The 18466-nt window shown below is 73.1% G+C and carries 18 protein-coding genes; 9 read left to right on the forward strand and 9 right to left on the reverse strand.

Annotation, left to right across the window (positions count from 1 at the left end; all coding sequences use genetic code 11):
• Window positions 1-71: 71 nt before the first annotated feature.
• The 3 genes from P3T34_RS10025 (at window position 72) to P3T34_RS10035 (ending at window position 2756) form a co-directional block, all read left to right on the forward strand.
• A complete protein-coding gene (locus P3T34_RS10025; protein ID WP_280665663.1) occupies window positions 72-1334 on the forward strand; it encodes a histidine kinase in 1263 nt (420 codons plus the stop codon).
• Window positions 1331-2026 carry a response regulator transcription factor gene (locus P3T34_RS10030; RefSeq protein ID WP_280665664.1) on the forward strand — a complete coding sequence of 232 codons (696 nt, stop codon included), beginning with the start codon at window positions 1331-1333 and terminating at the stop codon, window positions 2024-2026. The genes P3T34_RS10025 and P3T34_RS10030 overlap by 4 nt, the downstream gene beginning before the upstream one ends.
• Window positions 2027-2093: 67 nt before the next feature.
• Entirely contained in the window at window positions 2094-2756 is a 663-nt protein-coding gene (locus tag P3T34_RS10035) for a Pr6Pr family membrane protein (RefSeq protein ID WP_280665665.1), read from the forward strand.
• 19 nt (window positions 2757-2775) lie between these two features.
• Here the strand turns inward: P3T34_RS10035 and P3T34_RS10040 are convergent, their stop codons facing one another.
• From P3T34_RS10040 to P3T34_RS10050, 3 genes are all read right to left on the reverse strand, one after another.
• On the reverse strand, window positions 2776-3147 hold the full coding sequence (locus P3T34_RS10040; protein WP_035805209.1) for a hypothetical protein: 372 nt from the start codon (window positions 3145-3147) through the stop codon (window positions 2776-2778).
• Entirely contained in the window at window positions 3147-3374 is a 228-nt protein-coding gene (locus P3T34_RS10045) for a hypothetical protein (protein WP_280665666.1), read from the reverse strand. The genes P3T34_RS10040 and P3T34_RS10045 overlap by 1 nt, the downstream gene beginning before the upstream one ends.
• Window positions 3375-3459: 85 nt before the next feature.
• Window positions 3460-5070 (reverse strand): ABC-F family ATP-binding cassette domain-containing protein, encoded by a 1611-nt coding sequence (locus P3T34_RS10050; RefSeq protein ID WP_280665667.1) that lies wholly within the window; start codon window positions 5068-5070, stop codon window positions 3460-3462.
• A gap of 281 nt (window positions 5071-5351) precedes the next feature.
• Between P3T34_RS10050 and P3T34_RS10055 the strand changes: the two genes are divergently transcribed.
• The 3 genes from P3T34_RS10055 (at window position 5352) to P3T34_RS10065 (ending at window position 8381) form a co-directional block, all read left to right on the forward strand.
• Window positions 5352-6989: an ABC-F family ATP-binding cassette domain-containing protein gene (locus P3T34_RS10055; RefSeq protein ID WP_280665668.1), complete on the forward strand. Its 1638-nt coding sequence runs from the start codon at window positions 5352-5354 to the stop codon at window positions 6987-6989.
• A gap of 61 nt (window positions 6990-7050) precedes the next feature.
• Complete coding sequence (locus tag P3T34_RS10060; RefSeq protein ID WP_280665669.1) at window positions 7051-7725, forward strand: nitroreductase family protein; 675 nt, start codon at window positions 7051-7053, stop codon at window positions 7723-7725.
• Between the two features lie 53 nt (window positions 7726-7778).
• A complete protein-coding gene (locus tag P3T34_RS10065; RefSeq protein WP_280665670.1) occupies window positions 7779-8381 on the forward strand; it encodes a GNAT family N-acetyltransferase in 603 nt (200 codons plus the stop codon).
• Between the two features lie 3 nt (window positions 8382-8384).
• Here P3T34_RS10065 and ligA read toward each other — a convergent pair whose 3' ends face one another.
• The 3 genes from ligA to P3T34_RS10080 all read right to left on the reverse strand — a co-directional run bounded on the left by ligA (window position 8385) and on the right by P3T34_RS10080 (window position 13048).
• Entirely contained in the window at window positions 8385-10445 is a 2061-nt protein-coding gene (ligA, locus tag P3T34_RS10070) for an NAD-dependent DNA ligase LigA (protein ID WP_280665671.1), read from the reverse strand.
• Window positions 10446-10487: 42 nt separating this feature from the next.
• A complete protein-coding gene (locus P3T34_RS10075) occupies window positions 10488-12122 on the reverse strand; it encodes an acyl-CoA dehydrogenase family protein (protein ID WP_280665672.1) in 1635 nt (544 codons plus the stop codon).
• A 146-nt stretch (window positions 12123-12268) separates the two neighbouring features.
• Window positions 12269-13048, reverse strand: coding sequence for a Clp protease N-terminal domain-containing protein (locus P3T34_RS10080; RefSeq protein WP_280665673.1), 780 nt, complete (start codon window positions 13046-13048; stop codon window positions 12269-12271).
• Window positions 13049-13142: 94 nt separating this feature from the next.
• On the opposite strand from P3T34_RS10080, the gene P3T34_RS10085 reads away from it, so the two are divergent.
• The gene (locus P3T34_RS10085) at window positions 13143-13703 is read left to right on the forward strand and encodes an NUDIX domain-containing protein (protein ID WP_280665674.1); all 561 of its coding nucleotides are present in this window, start codon (window positions 13143-13145) and stop codon (window positions 13701-13703) included.
• A gap of 88 nt (window positions 13704-13791) precedes the next feature.
• On the opposite strand, the gene P3T34_RS10090 is transcribed toward P3T34_RS10085, so the two are convergent.
• Window positions 13792-16122 carry a Tex family protein gene (locus P3T34_RS10090; RefSeq protein ID WP_280671938.1) on the reverse strand — a complete coding sequence of 777 codons (2331 nt, stop codon included), beginning with the start codon at window positions 16120-16122 and terminating at the stop codon, window positions 13792-13794.
• 184 nt (window positions 16123-16306) lie between these two features.
• Here P3T34_RS10090 and P3T34_RS10095 point away from each other — a divergent pair, with 184 nt between their 5' ends.
• Entirely contained in the window at window positions 16307-16693 is a 387-nt protein-coding gene (locus P3T34_RS10095; RefSeq protein ID WP_280665675.1) for a PPOX class F420-dependent oxidoreductase, read from the forward strand.
• Between the two features lie 6 nt (window positions 16694-16699).
• On the opposite strand, the gene P3T34_RS10100 is transcribed toward P3T34_RS10095, so the two are convergent.
• Entirely contained in the window at window positions 16700-17146 is a 447-nt protein-coding gene (locus tag P3T34_RS10100) for a MarR family winged helix-turn-helix transcriptional regulator (RefSeq protein ID WP_280665676.1), read from the reverse strand.
• A gap of 112 nt (window positions 17147-17258) precedes the next feature.
• On the opposite strand from P3T34_RS10100, the gene P3T34_RS10105 reads away from it, so the two are divergent.
• The gene (locus P3T34_RS10105) at window positions 17259-17633 is read left to right on the forward strand and encodes a cupin domain-containing protein (protein WP_280665677.1); all 375 of its coding nucleotides are present in this window, start codon (window positions 17259-17261) and stop codon (window positions 17631-17633) included.
• Window positions 17634-17637: 4 nt separating this feature from the next.
• Here the strand turns inward: P3T34_RS10105 and P3T34_RS10110 are convergent, their stop codons facing one another.
• Entirely contained in the window at window positions 17638-18432 is a 795-nt protein-coding gene (locus P3T34_RS10110; RefSeq protein ID WP_280665678.1) for an SGNH/GDSL hydrolase family protein, read from the reverse strand.
• Window positions 18433-18466: the final 34 nt, after the last annotated feature.

An 18466-nucleotide genomic window follows, 5' to 3' on the forward strand; every position in this document is an offset into this window, starting at 1 on the left:
GCCGGTAACAAGGGCCGCCCACCCGGCCGCACAGGAAGGCTGCGTACAGTCGGCGGCATGACAGGGGTGGCGTGACGGGGGCGGTGACGGGGGCGGCGGGGACACTGCTCGGGCGGCGGGCCCGGACCAGGTGGGTGCACCTGGTCATGGGCGGCGCGCTGCTGATGCCGTACTGGCTGCTGTCGATGCTGCTGCTGAGCACGCTGGTCGGCGGCATCCGCAGTGGGCAGCAGGTGCTCGGCGTCCAGTTCGGCGCCCTGGCGACCGCCCTGCCGCTCGCCTGGGCGACCGCCCTGCTCCCGGCCACCCGGGTGCTGATCGGCACCCCGGTGCGGGCCCTCTTCCCGGAGCTGGCGGGCGAGTTGGCCGCCGGTCCGAGTGTCGACTGGACCGCCCGGCGGCGCACCGCGACCTGGTTCGCGCTGCACCTGCTGCTCGGCGGGGTGGTCAGCGGGATGTCGCTGTCGATACCGGCCGCGGTGGCGGTGCTCTGGATGCGCCCGGCCGCGGCCTTCGCCGGCGCCGGACTCGGCGGGGTGCGCCACTGGTACGGCGGCGACCGGCCGGCGGGCGCCGCCCTGGGCGCGGCCCTGCTGGTGCTGCTGCTGGCCGTCAGCGCGGGCGCCGGTGCGCTGCTGGCCCGCTGCGCGCCGGCCCTGCTCGGCCCGACCCCGACCGAGCGGCTGGCCGTCGCCGAGCAGCGGGCCCTGGTGCTGGCCCAACGCAACCGGCTGGCCCGGGAGTTGCATGACTCGGTGGGTCATGCGCTGAGCGCGGTGTCGATCCAGGCCGCGGCCGCCGCCCGGGTGCTGCGGACCGACCCGGAGTTCGCGGCCGAGGCGCTCGGTGCCATCGAGCAGGTCGCCCGCGAGGCCGTCGCCGAACTGGACACCGTGCTGGGGGTGTTGCGTGAGGACGCCGAGGCCCCGACGGCCAGCGGTGGGCCGACCCTGGCCGCACTCGACTCACTGCTGCGCCAACTCGCGCTGGCCGGACTGCCGGTGGAGACCGCGCTCGGCCCGGACCTGGCCCGGCTGCCCGAACCGGTCTCCCGGGAGGCCTACCGGATCGTCCAGGAGGGCCTGACCAATGTGCTGCGCCATGCCGGCCCGGTGCCGGCCAGGCTCCGACTCGAACTACAGGAAGGGCGGTTGGACGTGGAGTTGACCAATCCCATCGGCAGCGCTCGGCCGGTGCGAACCGGCGGCGGCCGCGGCCTGCGCGGGGTGGCCGAGCGGGCCGCGGCCCTGCACGGCGGCTGCGAGAGCGGGCGGACGGCGGACGGGCTCGGCTGGCGGCTGGCCGTCTGGCTGCCGGTGGCGGGCGCGGCATGAGCGGCATAAGCGGCATGAGCGCGGCCGAGCCCGCCGTACGGGTGCTGATCGCCGACGACGAGCGCCTGGTGCGCCTGGGACTGCGGGTGGTGATCGACGCCGAGCCCGACCTCACCGTGGTCGGCGAGGCCGCCAACGGCGCCGAGGTCCTCCCGCTGGTCCGCGCGCAGCACCCGGACGTCGTCCTGATGGACGTCCGGATGCCCGAACTGGACGGCATCGCGGCCACCGCACTGCTGCTGGGCGAGCTGACCGCCCCGCCGCGGGTGCTGGTGCTGACCACCTTCGAGAACGACGACTACATCTACGACGCGCTGCGCGCCGGAGCGGCCGGCTTCCTGCTCAAGCGCGCCCGCGCCGAGGAGATGGTGCAGGCGGTGCGGCTGGTGGCGCGCGGCGACTCACTGCTCTACCCCGCCGCGATCCGCGAGCTGGCCGCCGGGCGGGCTGCGGCAGCTGCGGTAGCGCCCGGTGCCGGCGACCCGTCGATCGAGCGGCTCACCGAGCGCGAGCGGCAGGTGCTGCGGCTGATGGCCGGCGGGCTCAACAATGCCGAGATCGCCGCCGAGCTGGTACTCGGCGTGGAGACCGTGAAGTCGCATGTCGGCAGCGTGCTGGCCAAACTCGGCGCACGTGACCGCACACAGGCGGTGATCAGGGCTTTCGAGGCCGGCTTCGTCCTGCCGGGCTGACACTCCCACCTCGGGCTACCCGCGGGTACAGTACGTCGATCGGCCCGTACGACGAACTGGTGAGCACATGGCAGTCTGGACACGTCCCGCCCTCTGGTGGCGGCTGGCCATCGTCGTCTTCGCCGGGCTCGGGCTGATCACGGGCACCGGCTCGCTGGTGTACTTCACCGTCGAGAGCAACGTCGTCGTGGTCGGCTACTTCGCCGCCGCGGTCTACTGGATGGTCAAGCGCGGCACGGTGGACGCCCCCGCGCCCCGGCTGCGCGGGGCGGCCACGCTGTACATCCTGATCACCGGCCTGGTCGCGCACATCCTGCTCAACCACGGCGCCAACCCGCTGCCCGGCCTGGTGTCCGGCCCGGACCGGCTGCAGAACTGGTCGTCCTTCTTCCTGCACTACGTCTCGCCGGTCATGGTCATCCTGGACTGGCTCTGCTCGCGGCCGCGCAACGCCTCGCGCTGGAAGGACCTGCCGCTGTGGCTCTCCTTCCCGCTGGCCTACGCGGGCCTGACCGAACTGCGCGCCGCGCTCTTCCCCGACTTCCCGAACAAGTACCCGTACTTCTTCCTCGACCCGAGCCAGCACGGCTACGGCTGGGTGGGCCTGCAGATCGTGCAGCTGACCGTCGAGTTCATCGTGCTCGCGGCGGTCGTGGTCGGCCTGGACCGCCTGGGCACCGCCGTCCGCACCCGGCTGCGCCCGGTCGCGGTGGAGGCGGTGGAGGCGTAGCCAGTAGCCCCGGCGCGGCCTAGATCCGCCAGGAGCGGATCCGGTCGGCCGCCGCGAAGACGTCCGCCTTGGTGTCGGCCACGTCGCGGGCCAGCTCGACCAGCGCGCCGTACGGCGGGTCGATGCCCTCCTTGGCGGCGTGCATGTACGCCGCCGTCGCCATGCAGGCATAGAGGTTGTTGCGGACCGGCAGCGGCCGCAGCAGCACGATGGTGTGCATCAGCGCGGCCGCGCACCACGCCGGATCGGCGTCGTGGCCCAGCTGCGCGGTGTTCACCCGGTGCCGGGCGACGGCGGCCTGCAGCGCCGAGTAGTCGCGGACGCTGAGGTCCTCCGGTGAGGCCTGCTCCTGGACGTCGAGGAGCCAGCGGATGTCGACGTGCAGGATCATCAGGCCACACTGCGCTTCGCGGCAGGCGTGTCCTCCGGGAAGGCGGCGTCGAACTCCTCCAGGTGCGCGTTCCAGAACGCCACCGCGTGGTTGACGAACGTCCGGCGCTGCTGCTCGCGCACGCTGAGGTCGTGCACATAGGCCTTGACGCTCTTGCCGTCCGCCGCCGCGGCCTCACGGATCGCGGCCAGTTCGGTCTCCGTGTACTCGATGTTGAGAGCTGGCATACCGGCCAGGGTACCGGACAGGTACCACGGCCGGGAGGCAGTGCGGGAAGACTTCGAGGCAGGCTCTACCCGCACTGCCGCCCGCTCAGCTCGGGTCCACCGGGCGCAGCCCCCGCTCGTCCAACTGCAGCCACCGGGTGACCCCGATGCCCCGCAGGAACGGCAGGTCGTGGCTGGCCACGACCAGGGCGCCCCGGTAGGAGGCCAGCGCCTGGGTGAGCTGGCGGGTGCTGGCGAGGTCCAGGTTGTTGGTCGGCTCGTCGAGCAGCAGCAGCTGCGGCGGCGGGTCGGCCAGCAGCAGGGCCGCCAGGGTGGCCCGGAACCGCTCGCCGCCCGAGAGCGTGCCCGCGAGCTGATCGGCCCGGCCGCCCCGGAACAGGAAGCGGGCCAGCCGCGCCCTGACCAGGTTGTCGCCCTGCGCGGGCGCGAACTGCTTGACGTTCTGCACCACACTCAGCGTGTCGTCCAGCAGGTCGAGCCGCTGCGGCAGGTGGCGCAGCGCCACCGGGGTGCTGATCTCGCCTGCCAGCGGGGGGAGTTCACCCGCGATGGCGCGCAGCAGAGTGGACTTGCCGGACCCGTTGCGCCCGATCAGCGCGATCCGCTCGGGGCCGCGCAGCTCCAGCTTGACGCTCGCGCCGTACACCGGGCGGACGTTGTCCAGCATCAGCACGGTGCGCCCGGCCGGCACCTCGGTGCGCGGAAGGTCGATGCGGATCTCCGCGTCGTCGCGCACCGCCTCCTCGGCGGTGTTCAGCCGCTCGCGGGCGTCCTCCAGGCGGTCGCTGTGCAGACCGCGCACCCGCCCGGCGGTGACCTCGGCCTTGCGCTGGAGCGCACCCGAGATGATCTTCGGGTCGTTGCGCTGCTCGGACCGCTTCCTGCCGTAGACGGCGCTGCGTTCGAGCTTGTGCCGGGCGTCGATCAGGTCCCGCTTCTGGCGGTCGACATCGGCCCGCGCGGAGCGGACGGCCCGCTCCGCCGTCTCCTGCTCGGCCGCCAGCGTGCGCTCGTACGCGGCGTAGTTGCCGCCGTACCAGCGCACGCCGCCGTCGCGCAGATCGGCGATCTGGTCGACGTGGGCGAGGAGTTCGCGGTCGTGGCTGACCACGACCAGCACGCCCGTCCAGCTCTGCACGGCCTCGTAGAGGCGGGCCCGGGCCCAGCGGTCCAGGTTGTTGGTCGGCTCGTCCAGCAGCAGCACGTCCGGGCGCTCCAGCAGCAGCGCCGCCAGCCGCAGCAGCACGGCCTCGCCGCCGGAGAGTTCGCCGGTCGTCCGGTCGAGGTCCAGCGCGCCGAGGCCGAGCCGGTCCAGGGTCGCCCGGGCGCGCTCCTCGACGTCCCAGTCGTCGCCGAGCGCGGTGAAGTGCGCCTCGGCCACGTCGCCGGACTCGATCGCGTGCAGCGCCTGGCGGCGGGCCCGGATCCCAAGCGCCTCGTCCACGCGCAGTTCGGTGTCGAGGGTGAGGCCCTGCGGCAGGTAGCCGATCTCGCCGGCCACCCTGACGCTGCCGGAGCCGGGGGTCAGCTCGCCCGCGAGCAGCCGCAGCAGGGTCGACTTGCCGGCGCCGTTGAGGCCGATCAGGCCGGTGCGGCCCGGTCCCACCGCGAGGTGGAAGCGCTCCAGGACGGACTTGCCGTCGGGCCACTCGAAGCTCAGGTCGGTGCAGAGGATGGAGGTGGTGGGCGATGTCATGGAGGCCTCCTGCGGGTTGCCGAAAAGGGGGTGGGTAGCAACACGGGAGATCACCGCTGGAGTCCATGCGGGCACGACGGGAGGGCGGGCGGAGAGCACGCGTCACACCGAGGTCGTACAGCACGCTCGAAAACACCGCGCGGGGGAATCAGCGCGGGCAAGCGGTGTCTCGTGACCTCAGTAGAGCAACGGCCTTCTCCTGTCAGGTGTGCCTCGATCCAGCAGGCTCCACGCTAGGACGGCGGCCGGGCCCACCGCAAAGCATTTAGGATCGAGCCATCATGAGTGCCACTCTCGTAACCAAGGATCTGAGCGCCGGCCACGGCGACCGCACCCTCTTCGCCGGCCTCGACCTGGTCGTCGCGCCGGGCGAGGTGACCGGCCTGGTCGGCGTCAACGGCGCCGGCAAGTCGACGCTGCTGCGCCTGCTGGCCGGCCTCGACCAGCCCGAGGGCGGCTCGATCTCGCTCAGCCCGCCCTCCGCCACGGTCGGCCACCTGCCGCAGGAGCCGGACCGCCGGCCGGGCGAGTCCGTCCGTGAGTTCCTGGCCCGGCGCACCGGTGTGGCCGCCGCGCAGGCGGCCCTGGACGAGGCGACCGAGGGCCTGGTGGAGGGCCGCCCCGGCTCCGACGACGCGTACGCCGACAGCCTGGACCGCTGGCTCGACCTGGGCGGCGCCGACCTGGAGGAGCGCGCCGAGGAGGTCGCGGACTCGCTCGGCCTCAAGGTCGGCCTGGACCTCCCGATGACCGCGCTCTCCGGCGGCCAGGCCGCCCGCGCGGGCCTGGCCTCGCTGCTGCTCTCGCGCTACGACATCTTCCTGCTCGACGAGCCCACCAACGACCTGGACCTGGACGGCCTGGCCCGCCTGGAGTCCTTCGTCACCGGGCTGCGCGCCGCCACCGTGGTGATCAGCCACGACCGCGAGTTCCTGGCCCGCACGGTGACCCGGGTGCTGGAGCTGGACCTCGCCCAGCAGCAGGTCAACCTCTACGGCGGCGGCTACGACTCCTACCTCGCCGAGCGCGAGCGGGCCCGCAACCACGCCCGCGAGGAGTACGAGGAGTACGCCGACACCAAGGCGGGCCTGGAGGCCCGGTCCCGGATGCAGAAGGGCTGGGCGGACAAGGGCGTGCGCAACGCGCTCAAGAAGAGCCCGGACAGCAACAAGGCCCGCAAGGCCGCCGCCACCTCCTCCTCGGAGAAGCAGGCCGCCAAGGCCAAGCAGACCCAGCGCATGATCGAGCGCCTGGACGTGGTCGAGGAGCCGCGCAAGGAGTGGGAGCTGCGGATGGAGATCGCCGCCGCCCCGCGCTCCGGCGCAGTGGTCGCCACGCTGCGCCAAGCCGCCGTGCGCCTGGGCGAGTTCGGCTTCGGCCCGGTGAACCTCCAGATCGACTGGGCGGACCGGGTGGCCATCACCGGCGCCAACGGCGCGGGCAAGTCCACCCTGCTGGCCGCGCTGCTCGGCCGGCTCGAACTCGACTCCGGCGAGGCCTTCCTGGGCTCCGGTGTGGTGGTCGGCGAGGTGGACCAGGCGCGCGGGCTCTTCCTCGGCGACGAACCGCTGATGGAGGCTTTCGGCGCGGCCGTGCCCGAGCTGGCGGCGGCCGATCTGCGCACCCTGCTGGCCAAGTTCGGCCTCAAGGCGGCGCATGTGCTGCGTCCGGCCGCCACCCTCTCGCCCGGCGAGCGGACCCGGGCGGCGCTCGCGCTGCTGCAGGCCCGCGGGGTGAACCTGCTGGTCCTGGACGAGCCGACCAACCACCTGGACCTGCCCGCCATCGAGCAGTTGGAGTCGGCGCTGTCCGGCTACACCGGGACGCTGCTGCTGGTCACCCACGACCGGCGGATGCTGGAGGCGGTCACCGTGAACCGCCGGATCGCGGTCGCCGACGGTACGGTCAGCGAGCTCTGACCGGACAGAGGTCTGTACCACCCTCTTCCCTGCGGCGCGGTCATGTGCTGTGCTGTCGACCATGGTTGACAGCACAGCGGCCGCGACGGACCACCCCACCGTCCCGCTCCGCCCGATGACCGTGCCCGCCCACGAGGCCGCGGCCCGCAGCAGGTCCTTCCACGAGGTCATGGCGCAGCGCCGGACTGTCCGCGACTACTCGACCCGCCCGATCCCCGACGAGGTGATCGACTGGGCGATCCGGACGGCCGCCACCGCGCCCAGCGGCGCGCACGTCCAGCCCTGGCGCTTCGTGGTGATCACCGATCCGGAGCGCAAGCGCCTGCTGCGCGAGGCCGCCGAGGCGGAGGAGCGCGAGTTCTACGCGCACCGGGCCTCCGAGGAATGGCTGGCGGCGCTGGCCCCGATCGGCACCGACTGGCGCAAGCCCTTCCTGGAGGACGCGCCCGCGGTGATCGTGGTCTTCGAGGTGCACAAGGGCCCGCACTCGCCGCGCCCTTACTACACCAAGGAGTCGGTGGGCATCGCGGTCGGGCTGCTGCTGGCGAGCCTGCACCAGGCGGGCCTGGCCACCCTCACCCACACCCCTAGCCCGATGCGCTTCCTCAACGAGGTCTGCGAACGCCCGGCCGAGGAACGCGCCTCCTACGTCATCCCGGTGGGCTATCCGGCCGAGGACGCCCGGGTGCCCGACCTGCGGCGCAAGCCGCTGGACGACGTCATCATCCGCCTGTAAGGGCAGCGAAATCTCCTGGTCAGCGGCGTTCCCGCAGTGTCATCATGCTTGTCATGAACCGCACTTCAGAAGCCTCGGCGCCACCCCTGCCGGCCTTCGTCCGCCCCCCGGAACTGCTCGCCCTGCCGGGCGGCGTCTCCCTGCGCCGGCGCACCGTCGCCGACGTCGTCCCGTTCAACGCCGCGGTGGTCCGCAACCTGGACCACCTGCGGCCGTTCATGCCGTGGGCCCTGTCGGCGCCGTCCCTGGAACGCACCCGGGAGATGACCGAGCTCGGCTGGAAGATCTGGGAGGACGGCACCGACTTCATGTACGTCGCCGGGCTGGACGACGCCCCCGGCAGCGTGGTCGGCGCTTTCGGCCTGCACGGCCGGATCGGCCCGGCCGCGCTGGAGATCGGCTACTGGGTGGACGCGGCGTTCACCGGCCGCGGCATCGCCACCAACGCGTCGGCGGCGCTCACCGCCGCCGCGCTGGAGCTGCCCGGCATCCACCGGGTGGAGATCCACTGCGACGAGGCGAACCCCGCCAGCGCGGCTGTCCCGCGCAAACTCGGCTACCGGCTCGACCGCATCCAGGACGCCGAGATCAGCGCACCGGCCGAGACCGGCCGCAAGCTGATCTGGATCAAGGACGCGCCCGCCGACGCGGTGTGACGCTCAGCCGAGCAGCTCCGCGAGGAGTTCGCCGCCGAGCAGTTCGGCGAACTCCTCGCAGCCGAGCACCGGGACGCCGAGCTGCTCCGCCTTGGCCCGCTTCGAGCCGGCCTTCTCCCCCGCCACCAGCAGCGCGGTCCGGGCGGAGATCGTCGAGGACGCGGTGCCGCCGGCCCGCTCGACCAGCTCGTTGACCGCCGTACGCGACAGCCCGGCCAGCGGACCGGTCATCGTCCCGGTGACCACCACGGCCCGACCGGCCAGCGGCCCATCCGCCGCCGGCTGCCCGGCCCCGACTGCCGGCGGTTCGGCGCCCGGCTCCCGGTCGTTCACCCCGGCTGCCGCCAACTTGTCGAGAACGGGAGCGAGTTCGGCCAGCTCCGCGACCACCAGCGCGGCCTTCTCGGCGCCGATCCCGGCCACCTGCGCCAACTGCTCGGCGTCCGCCGCCCGGACGGCCGCCATGGTGGCGAAGTGCCGGGCGATCCGCCGCGACATCGAGCGACCCGTACCGCGCACGCCCAACGCGCAGAACACCTTGCTGAGCGGCTGGCGCCTGGCCCGTTCGATGGCCACCAGCAGGTTGTCCGCGCTGACCTCACCCATCCGGTCCAGGCTCAGCAGCTGCTCCCGGGTGAGGGTGAACAGGTCGGCGAAGTCGGCCACCAGACCGGCCTCGACCAGCTGGACGGCCCGGGTGCCGCCCAGCCCCGCGATGTCCAACTGGTCGCGCCCGACCGCGTAGCGCACCGAGGCCACCGCCTGGCAGCCGCGCCCGCGCACGCACCGCCAGCGCTGCTGCGTGGTGTCGATGGCGTCCCCGCAGCACGGGCAGACGCTCGGGAACACGATCGGCAGCTCCGCCCCCGTGCGCAGCTGCACCAGCGGCGCCTCGACCCGCGGGATGACGTCCCCCGCGCGGTACAGCGAGACCTGGTCGCCCAGCATCAGGCCGCGCCGCTGGATATCGGCCGGGTTGTGCAGCGTCGCGTAGCCGACCATCGCGCCGTCCACCAGGACGGGTTCCAGCACGGCGCGCGGCGCGATGACGCCGGTGCGCCCGACGTTCCACTCCACCGCGAGCAGGCGGGTGATCCGGTGCGCGGCGGGCAGCTTGTAGGCGATCGCCCAGCGCGGGGCACGCGAGCCCTCGCCGGCCGCCTGCTGGTCCGCGGCAGCGTCCGCCTTGATGACGATCCCGTCGATGCCGTACGGGAGTTCGGGCCGGGCGGCGGCGATCTCGGCGATCCGCCGCTGCACCTCGGCCACTGTGGCGCAGTGCGTCACCGGCGCCGCCTGGACTCCCAACTCGGCTATCCTGGCGATCACTTGGTGATGCTCACCGGTCAATCCCGGGTCGGTCGTTGCCGGGTCGGTCGTTGCCTGGGCGCCGTAGCCGAAGAAACTGAGCTCCACCCGGTAGGCGCGGTCCTTGGCGCGCAGGGTGCCGGCCGCCCCGTTGCGCGGGTTGGCGAACGGCGCGGCGCCGTGCTCGGTGCGCAGGGCGTTGGCGCGCTCGAACTGCTCGTCGGTCAGCAGGACTTCGCCGCGCAGTTCGACGTCGAGCGGCTCGCCGAGCTCGGCCGGCAGGCCCAGCACGCTGGTCGCGGCGTGCGTGATGTCCTCACCGGCCAGGCCGTCGCCCCGGGTGATCAGCTGGACCAACCGCCCGCCGCGGTAGCGGGCGGCCACCGCCAGGCCGTCCAGCTTGGGCTCCACGGACCAGCCGCCCGCCACCGGGCGGCCGATCCTGCGCTCCACCCCAGCCGCCCAACTCTCCAGCTCCGCACCGGAGAAGACGTTGTCCAGGCTGAGCATCGGCGCGCTGTGCGGAACGTCGCCGACGAGCGTGCCGCCGGCCACCTTGCCGGTCGGCGAGTGCGGCAGCACGGCCTGCGGATGAGCCTCCTCGAACCCGGCGATGGCCCGGACGAGTGCGTCGTACTCGTCGTCGTCCAACGCGGTCGCACCGTCGGTGTAGTACGCCTGCGCCGCAGCGGCGGCGTCGGCCACCGCCTGGGCGTAGGCAGCAGGGGACAGCGGAAGGGTGGCGTTTGGGGTCATGTCGAATATTCTCCCGACCCCCACTGACAATCAGGGCAGCCGTCAGGCGGGCACCATCCGGGCGCGGGCGAGGATCGCCTCGGTGTCGACGCCGGGCGGCAGGGTGCCGAAGGCGGCTCCGTGGTCGCCCGCCAGCCGGGAGGCGCAGAAGGCCTCGGCCACCGCCGGGTCGCCGTGCCGCACCAGCAGGGCGCCCTGCAGGGCCAGCGCCATCGACTCCACCAGGCGCCGGGTGCGGTACTCGACGTCTGTCAAGTCGCCCAGCTGCTTGCGGAGTTCACCCACCGCAGCATCCAGTCGGCGATCCGCGCCGGCCACTGCGTCGACCTCGGCGAAGTAGGCGTCCAACGACTGCGGGCTGCGGGCCATCGCGCGCAGCGCGTCCAGCGCGGCGACGTTGCCCGAGCCCTCCCAGATCGAGACCAGCGGAGCCTCCCGGTAGAGCCGCGGCATCCCCGACTCCTCGACGTAGCCGTTGCCGCCCAGGCACTCCAGCGCCTCGGCGGCGTGCGCCGGGCCGCGCTTGCAGACCCAGTACTTGGAGACGGCCAGCCCGAGCCGCTTGAAGAGCGCCTCGCTCTCGTCCCCCGCCATCGCCCGGTCGGTCGCCTCGGCCAGCCGCAGCGCCACCGTGGTCGCCGCCTCGGACTCCACCACCAGGTCCGCCAGCACATTGCGCATCAGCGGCTGGTCGATCAGCGCGGCCCCGAACGCCCGCCGGTGGGTGGCGTGCTGGACGGCCCGCAGGGCACCGAGCCGCATCCCCGAGGCGGCCCCCAGGGTGCAGTCCAACCGGGTCATGTTGACCATCTCGATGATGGTCGCCACCCCGCGCCCCTCCTCCCCGACCAGCCAGCCGCGCGCCTCCTCGTACTCCAGCTCGGCGGAGGCGTTGGAGCGGTTGCCGAGCTTGTCCTTGAGCCGCTGGATGCGCAGCGCGTTGCGGGTGCCGTCCGGCAGCACCCGGGGCAGCAGGAAGCAGCTCAGCCCGCCGGGCGCCTGGGCGAGGGTCAGGAAGACATCCGACATCGGGGCGGAGGTGAACCACTTGTGGCCGGTCAGGTGGTAGGTGCCGTCGCCGGCCGGGAGGGCGACGGTGGTATTGGCGCGGACGTCCGAGCCGCCCTGCTTCTCGGTCATCGACATGCCGGCGATCAGCCCGCGCTTGCCGTGCGGCTCGCGCAGCCCGAAGTCGTACTGCGTCGAGGCGAGCAACGGCTCCAGCCACTGGGCGAGTTCGGGCGTGGCGCGGAGCGCGGGGACGGAGGCGTAGGTCATCGAGATCGGACAGCTGTGGCCGGCCTCGACCTGGCCCCAGAGGTAGAACTTGGCCGCGCGGGCGGTGTGCGCGCCGGGGCGGGCGTCCTGCCAGGGTGCGGCGTGCATGCCGTGGCTGACCGCGACGTTCATCAACTCGTGCCAGGCCGGGTGGAACTCGACCTCGTCGATCCGGTGGCCGTAGCGGTCGTGGGTGTGCAGCACCGGCTCGTTCTCGTTGGCCAACCGGCCCCACTCGGCGGCCTGTTCGCTGCCGGCCAGCGCCCCGAGCCCGCGCAGCTCGGGCTCGACCCAGTCGGCGCCCGCGCGGCGGACGGCCGCGAGCAGCGTGGGGTCCTCGGCGGTGTTGTGGCCGTAGGGCAGCGGGACCTGGTTGGTGACCTCGTGGGTGTGCGGCATGACGGACTCCCTACTCGCGGGTAATGTACCCGCCCAGCCTGCCGCATCGGCCCCCGGAATGGGAGGGGGGCGCACGGCCCGGCGCCGGGCCGTGCGCCGTTGGCTCAGCGCCGTCGACTCAGGGCCGTCGACTCAGGGCCGTCAGCTCAGTCGAGCCGCGCCTCCAGCCGCTCGATCCGCTCCAGCAGCGGCTGCACCGCGCGCTGGACCGCCTCGGCCAGCGCGGCAGGCCCGGCAACGGGCCCGGCGGCAGGCGCTGCGGCGGCCTGCGGGGGCTGCGTGGTGTGCGTCGCGTGCAGCGCGAAGCCGGCCAGCGCGGCGGTGACGGCGCGGCGCACGGCGCGGACCTCGCAGCCGAGGCCGCGCAGCAGCTCGCCCGCCGCACCGTCCGGCTCGGCCGCCAGGCCCAGCAGCAGGTGCTCGCAGCCCACGTAGTTGTGACCCAGCGACACGGCCTCGGTGACCGCGAGCTCCAGCGCGGCAGCGGCGGGAGCGCTGAACCGCCCCGCACCGGCGACCGCCCCCGGCGCCCGCGCGGGCAGCGCCCGCAGCTCGCGCGCCAGCTGCGCGGGGTCGATCTCCATGGCGCGCAGCACCAGGAGCGCGAGGTTCCCCTCTTCGGCGAGGATGCCGTCGAGCAGGTGCTCGGTCGCGATCGGACCCGTGCCCGCGCCTTCGGCATTCGCGCGCTCGGCGGCCGCACGCTCGGCGGCCCGCTTGAGGACGCTGCGCGCGCGGTCGGTGAAGCGCTCCAGGGCGGCTGCGCCCAGCCCGTTCCCCGCATCGGCCAGCAGCGCCTGGCGCATCGCCGCCACCCGGCGGACGGCCTGCTCCAGGGCTCGCTGGCAGACGACGGAAACCGGAACCCCGGTCTCCTTGACGGCTTCTGCCAAGTCGTCAGGCAGATAGACATTGATCTTCGGCATGTGCGCCTCCCTCTCCGATTGGGATGTAACCCCAAGGTAACCCCATTGGGGGTAGACGTCTAGAGGGCACGCCATCGGAGACTAGGATCAAGCGATGACAGACATCACCGAGCGGACGAACCACGCCCGTGACCGCTTCCCCCACCTCTTCGCGCCGCAGCGATGGGAATGGGGTGCCATGGACGCCCAGTTCGCGACCGAACTGCCGCCGGACGAGCTGATCACCAACATCCATCTGGTCGGGTTCGCTGACGGCCTGGTGGTGCTCTGCCGCGACTCCCGCGACCACTGGTTCCTGCCGGGCGGCACCCGCGAGCCGGCCGAGAGCATCGCCTCCTGCCTGGCCCGCGAGCTGCGCGAGGAGGCCGGCGCCCGGCTGCTCGGGGAGCCCGGCTGGGTCGGTGCGCACCGGTGCGTGACGGACCGTCCGACGCCCTACCGGCCGTGGCAGCCGCACCCGGAGAAGGCCTGGCTCTGGGGCTGGGCGGAGGTCGTGGTGGACTCCGAGCCGACCAACCCGGAGGACGGCGAGGAGGTGGTGGAGGTCCGCGCGATGCCGCTCGCCGAGGCGTGCGAGCTGCTGACGCGCGGCCGCGAGCCGTGGTGGGCCGAGCTGGTGACCTTCTCCGCCGAGCAGCGGGCCGCCTCGCAGTAGAGGCCCCGCGGCCCCGGCTATGCGTGTGGCGTGGAAAGTCGGACCAGCCGACCTTCCACGCCACGTCACATCAGAGCAGTTGCTCCTGCTACCTCGTCAGTCCGGCCTTGCGCAGCGCATCCGCCATCGCGCTGTTGCCGACCGGCGCCGGGGCAGCACCGCCACCGCCACCACCGCGCCGGTCCTGCCGCGGCGGACGCGAGCCGCGGTCCGACCGCTCCGACCGCTCGGCGCGATCGGTACGCTCGGTGCGCTCCGGACGGGCGGGCTCGTCGTCCAGCCGCAGCGTCAGCCCGATCCGCTTGCGCTGCACGTCCACCGAGACGACCCGCACCTTCACCACGTCACCCGACTTGACCACCTCGCGCGGGTCCTTGACGAAGTTCTTGGACAGCGCCGACACATGCACCAGACCGTCCTGGTGCACCCCCACGTCGACGAAGGCGCCGAACGCGGCGACGTTGGTCACCACGCCCTCCAGCACCATGCCCGCCTCCAGGTCGCCGATCTTGTCGACGCCCTCCTTGAAGGTCGCGGTCTTGAACGCCGGACGCGGGTCGCGCCCGGGCTTGTCCAGCTCGCCGAGGATGTCGGTGACGGTCGGGATGCCGAAGGTCTCGTCCGCGAAGTCGGCCGGGCGCAGCGCCCGCAGCGCGGCGCCGTTCCCGATCAACTCCTTGACCGAGCCGCCGGTCGAGGCCAGGATCCGGCGCACCACCGGATACGCCTCGGGGTGCACGCTGGAGGCGTCCAACGGGTCGTCGCCGCCGGGGATCCGCAGAAAGCCCGCGCACTGCTCGAACGCCTTGGGGCCCAGACGCGCCACGTCCTTGAGCGAACGGCGGGTGCGGAACGGGCCGTTGGCGTCCCGGTGCGCGACGATGTTGTCGGCGAGGGTGGCCGTGACACCCGAGACCCGGGTGAGCAGCGGCGCCGAGGCGGTGTTGACGTCCACGCCCACCGCGTTGACGCAGTCCTCGACCACCGCGTCCAGCGAGCGCGAGAGCTTCAACTCGCTGAGGTCGTGCTGGTACTGGCCCACGCCGATCGACTTGGGGTCGATCTTCACCAGCTCGGCCAGCGGATCCTGCAGCCGCCGCGCGATCGAGACCGCGCCGCGGATCGAGACGTTCAGCTCCGGCAGCTCCTGCGAGGCGAACGCGGAGGCCGAGTAGACCGAGGCGCCCGCCTCCGAGACGATCGCCTTGGTGAGCTTCAACTCCGGGTGACGCTTGATCAGTTCCTCGGCCAGCTTGTCGGTCTCGCGCGAGGCGGTGCCGTTGCCGATCGCGATCAGGTCCACCCGGTGCGCCTTGGCCAGCGCGGCCAGGGTGGCGAGCGAGGCGTCCCACTTGTTGGCGGGCTGGTGCGGGTAGATGGTGTCGTGCGCGACCACCTTGCCGGTGTCGTCGACGATCGCGACCTTGACGCCGGTGCGGAACCCCGGATCCAGGCCCATCGTGGCGCGGGTGCCGGCCGGGGCGGCGAGCAGCAGGTCGCGCAGATTGGCGGCGAAGACCTTGACCGCCTCGTCCTCGGCCTCCTGGCGCAACCGGGTGCGCAGGTCGATGCCCAGACGCACCAGGATCCGGGTGCGCCAGGCCCACCGCACGCTGTCGCCAAGCCACTTGTCCGCCGGGCGGCCGCGGTCGGCGATGCCGAAGCGGGCGGCGATCCGCTGCTCGTAGTCGCTCTCGCCGGGCAGGTCGGCCTCCTGCGCGCCGTCGAAGGGCGAGAGGTCGAGGTCCAGGACCTCCTCCTTCTCGCCGCGCAGCATCGCCAGGATGCGGTGCGAGGGCAGCTTGGTGAACGGCTCGGCGAAGTCGAAGTAGTCGGCGAACTTGGCGCCTTCCTGCTCCTTGCCGGCCCGTACGGTGGCCACCACCCGCCCGCGCGTCCACATCCGCTCGCGCAGCGTGCCGATCAGGTCGGCGTCCTCGGCGAACCGTTCCACCAGGATGGACCGGGCGCCCTCCAGCGCGGCGGCGGCGTCGGCCACGCTCTCGTTGAGGAAGCCGGCGGCCAGGGCCGCCGGGTCCTGCGAGGGGTCCGCCAGCAGCTGCTCGGCCAGCGGCTCCAGACCGGCCTCGCGGGCGATCTGCGCCTTGGTGCGCCGCTTGGGCTTGAACGGGAGGTAGATGTCCTCCAGCCGGGCCTTGGAGTCGGCGGCCAGGATCTGCGCGCGCAGGGCGTCGTCCAGCTTGCCCTGGCCGGCGATCGACTCCAGGACGGCGGTCCGGCGCTCCTCCAACTCGCGCAGGTAGCGCAGCCGTTCCTCCAGGGTGCGCAGCTGCGTGTCGTCGAGCTCGCCGGTCGCCTCCTTGCGGTAACGCGCGATGAACGGCACGGTGGAGCCGCCGTCCAGCAGCTCGACGGCTGCCTTCACCTGACCTTCCCGGACGCCGAGTTCCTCGGCGATCTTCTGCCCGACTGCCCGTTCGGCTGCCTGTGCTGCTTGTGCTGCCTGTTCGGCTGGCGTGCTCACGAAGCCGGTCACCTTCTCCAGAGTTGCTCTCCGCGTACGTCCTGCATTCTGGCAGTTCTGTCGACGCCGCGGGGCGGGGCACGAGCGCGCGGGGTCCGGGCCCGCTAGAGTCCCGGCCATGGACGAAGCGCTGCTGAACCGGCTGGGTCGCGAGAAGTACCTGCTGGTCACCTCCTTCCGCAAGGACGGCTCCCCGGTGGCCACGCCGGTGTGGGTGGTGCGCGACGGCGCGGCGCTGGGGGTGTGGACGGTCGCCGACTCCTGGAAGGTCAAGCGGATCCGCCGCCGGGCCGACGTCACGGTCGGGCCCTGTGACATGCGCGGCAAGCCGACCGGCGAGTCCGTCCCGGCCACCGCCGAGGTGCTGGACGCCGAGGGTACGGCGCGCTACCGCACGCTACTGGCCCGCAAGTACGGGCTGTTCGGACGGCTGACGCTGCTCGGCAGCAAGCTCCGCCGCGGGGACGCGGGGACGGTCGGCATCCGGATCACCCTGGGCGAGTAGCTCCGTTCACCACAGCGGCCGCAGCCGCCCGGACGGCGCCAGGCGCGCCAGCGCGTCGCGCAGTTCGCGCAGCCGCTGCGGCCCGAGTTCCGCCTCCCACGGCCGGATCGCCTCCGCCGCCGCCTCGTCCGCCGCGCGCGTGCAGGCCCAGCCGCGCTCGGTCATGACGACCAGTCGGGCCCGGGCGTCGCTCGGGTGCGGGTGGCGCTCGACGTAGCCCTTGCCCACCAGCTCGTCGACCAGCTGGCTGGCCGCCTGCTTGGTGACGTCGAGGTGCTCGGCCAGCTCACCGACGGTCGCGCCGTCGGGGGCCAGTCGGATGAGGGCGTAGCCGCCCGCCGGCCGCATATCCGCGAAGCCACGGCTGCGCACGCCGTCGTCGATCCGCCGGACCAGGTCGGCCGCCAGGCCCAGGACCAGCGGCGGAAGGCTCAGCGCGAGGTCGTCACTCATACCCGAAGTCTGCCAGTCGCTTGACAATATAGACAAGCAGCTTGACCATAGGGACATAGACAAGCAGCTTGACTACTCGTCCTTATAACGTAGGAATAACCTAGGAGTCCCCATGCCCGTCATCACCCCCGCCGACGCGACCGTCCACGAGGTCCACGGCGCCCGCTTCACCTCCTTCGCCGCACCCAGCAGCGGCAGCGCCGAACTCGCCGCCTGGCACCTCGACGTCCCGGCCGGCTCGCGCGGCGTGCCGCACACCGTCACCCGCGAGGAGGTCCTCTACGTCCTGGAGGGCGAGCTGCTGATCACCCTCGACGGCACCGACACCCCCGCCCGCCCCGGCGACGCCGTCCTCGTCCCGGTCGGCGTCGGCTTCGCCGTCAGCAACCCCGGCGCCCACCCCGCCCGCGCCTGGGTCACCACCAGCGCCGGCCTGCAGGCGCGCCTCGCCGACGGCACCCTGATGACCCCGCCGTGGGCGTCCTGACCGCTCAGCCCTGGTAGGGCAGCAGCTCGGCGCGCTTGGGCGGCCGACCGTCCCCGGACGAGCGGCCGGTCAACCGCCGCACCACCCAAGGCCCGACGTGGATCCGCAGCCAGCGCAGATCCCCCCGCACCCGCGTCCAGCGCCCCACCGGCCCGGCCGGCGGCAGCGGCTCCCGCCAGTCGAACACCGCCGGACGCCCCAACGCCTGCAGCACCGCCTCGGCCACCCGGCGGTGCCCCTCCGGCGAGAGGTGCAACCGGTCCTCGGCCCACAGCCGCCGGTCGTCGAAGCAGGCCGCGGAGAACAGGTCCACCACCGCGACCCGCGGCCGCGTCCCCAACTCCTCGACGAACGCCTTCATCCGCAGGATGGCGGGCATCAGCCGCGCGCTGCCCGCCATCCTGCGCGTCGGGTCGGTGCTGGTGAACAGCACCACCGTGCCGCCCGCCGCCAGCAGTTGCTCGGCCGCCGCGCCGAGCCGTGCCTCGACCTCGTCGATGTCGCATCCCGGCCGCAGCACGTCGTTCAACCCGCCGGCCAGCGTCACCAGGTCACACCCCAGCGCGGCGGCGTCCGCCACCTGCTCCGCGCAGATCTGCCCGATCAACTTCCCCCGGACGGCCAGATTCGCGTACCGGAACCCGTCCGCCCCAGCCTCGGCCGCCAGCCGGGCCGCCACCCGGTCCGCCCACCCCCGGTACTGCCCGTCAGGCAGCACGTCATCACACATACCCTCGGTGAACGAGTCCCCGACGGCAACATAACTGAGGAAGCGCACCGGCGCAGTCGTCTCATCCATGGCTCAGGGATCGTACGCCCACCACCCGCGCACT

Source organism: Kitasatospora sp. MAP12-44 (assembly GCF_029892095.1).
Lineage (GTDB): Bacteria > Actinomycetota > Actinomycetes > Streptomycetales > Streptomycetaceae > Kitasatospora.

What these genes read in the sequence shown, in the direction of transcription:
- P3T34_RS10030 (WP_280665664.1), top strand. Translation starts at nt 1,331, where the DNA reads ATGAGCGGCATAAGCGGCATGAGCGCGGCCGAGCCCGCCGTACGGGTG.
- P3T34_RS10035 (WP_280665665.1), top strand. Translation starts at nt 2,094, where the DNA reads ATGGCAGTCTGGACACGTCCCGCCCTCTGGTGGCGGCTGGCCATCGTC.
- P3T34_RS10040 (WP_035805209.1), bottom strand. Translation starts at nt 3,147, where the DNA reads ATGATCCTGCACGTCGACATCCGCTGGCTCCTCGACGTCCAGGAGCAG.
- P3T34_RS10045 (WP_280665666.1), bottom strand. Translation starts at nt 3,374, where the DNA reads ATGCCAGCTCTCAACATCGAGTACACGGAGACCGAACTGGCCGCGATC.
- P3T34_RS10050 (WP_280665667.1), bottom strand. Translation starts at nt 5,070, where the DNA reads ATGACATCGCCCACCACCTCCATCCTCTGCACCGACCTGAGCTTCGAG.
- P3T34_RS10055 (WP_280665668.1), top strand. Translation starts at nt 5,352, where the DNA reads ATGAGTGCCACTCTCGTAACCAAGGATCTGAGCGCCGGCCACGGCGAC.
- P3T34_RS10060 (WP_280665669.1), top strand. Translation starts at nt 7,051, where the DNA reads ATGGTTGACAGCACAGCGGCCGCGACGGACCACCCCACCGTCCCGCTC.
- P3T34_RS10065 (WP_280665670.1), top strand. Translation starts at nt 7,779, where the DNA reads ATGAACCGCACTTCAGAAGCCTCGGCGCCACCCCTGCCGGCCTTCGTC.
- ligA (WP_280665671.1), bottom strand. Translation starts at nt 10,445, where the DNA reads ATGACCCCAAACGCCACCCTTCCGCTGTCCCCTGCTGCCTACGCCCAG.
- P3T34_RS10075 (WP_280665672.1), bottom strand. Translation starts at nt 12,122, where the DNA reads ATGCCGCACACCCACGAGGTCACCAACCAGGTCCCGCTGCCCTACGGC.
- P3T34_RS10080 (WP_280665673.1), bottom strand. Translation starts at nt 13,048, where the DNA reads ATGCCGAAGATCAATGTCTATCTGCCTGACGACTTGGCAGAAGCCGTC.
- P3T34_RS10085 (WP_280665674.1), top strand. Translation starts at nt 13,143, where the DNA reads ATGACAGACATCACCGAGCGGACGAACCACGCCCGTGACCGCTTCCCC.
- P3T34_RS10095 (WP_280665675.1), top strand. Translation starts at nt 16,307, where the DNA reads ATGGACGAAGCGCTGCTGAACCGGCTGGGTCGCGAGAAGTACCTGCTG.
- P3T34_RS10100 (WP_280665676.1), bottom strand. Translation starts at nt 17,146, where the DNA reads ATGAGTGACGACCTCGCGCTGAGCCTTCCGCCGCTGGTCCTGGGCCTG.
- P3T34_RS10105 (WP_280665677.1), top strand. Translation starts at nt 17,259, where the DNA reads ATGCCCGTCATCACCCCCGCCGACGCGACCGTCCACGAGGTCCACGGC.
- P3T34_RS10110 (WP_280665678.1), bottom strand. Translation starts at nt 18,432, where the DNA reads ATGGATGAGACGACTGCGCCGGTGCGCTTCCTCAGTTATGTTGCCGTC.